Raw genomic sequence first — 568 nt, 5'->3', positions numbered from 1 at the left:
TTTTGTGCGCCCGGCATGGGTATTAGCTAGGCGGTGAGAGTCCGCTATGGGCCGTAGTAGTCGGAACCATGAGCTGAGGACAAGGGTGTCCACTGTGAGGTGGAATCTGAAGGAAGTCTAAGGCAAAGTACTGCACCGATGAACAAGAAGTAGCTATAAGGCTGGAACTAACTGGATAAGACTGCATGACAAGTTAAAGTCCAACACTACTCGAAGTTACTTTCAGTAAAGCTACCGGTGACATGGTACGAAAGTTAATATCCTTACCCGGGGAGATCTGGCCTACACGTTTCCGACAAGAGGAATAAGTTTAATTTCCACAGAAACAAGCGGTGCAGTGATGTAGCGTTGAGCAAGCCAGAAGTCAGCCGAGGTCATAGTAGTCTGAGTAATCAGATGAAGGACTGAACGACAATAACTTGTAACTTATATCGGAGGTGTAATCAGGTGCGACAATCGCAGAAAACAGAACAACAAGCTGACCGCTTGTCGAGGATAGGTTTGGAAAACCGAAAGTACACAAGGGCGCGTAGTACCGATTATGGTGAAGGTAAAGGTATGAGTGTCA

Origin of the sequence: Limosilactobacillus reuteri subsp. porcinus (genome assembly GCF_036621895.1) — a bacterium.
Classification (GTDB): Bacteria; Bacillota; Bacilli; order Lactobacillales; family Lactobacillaceae; genus Limosilactobacillus; species Limosilactobacillus reuteri_J.
The sequence above is the reverse complement of the archived record's forward strand: the minus strand, read 5'-3'. Positions refer to the sequence as shown.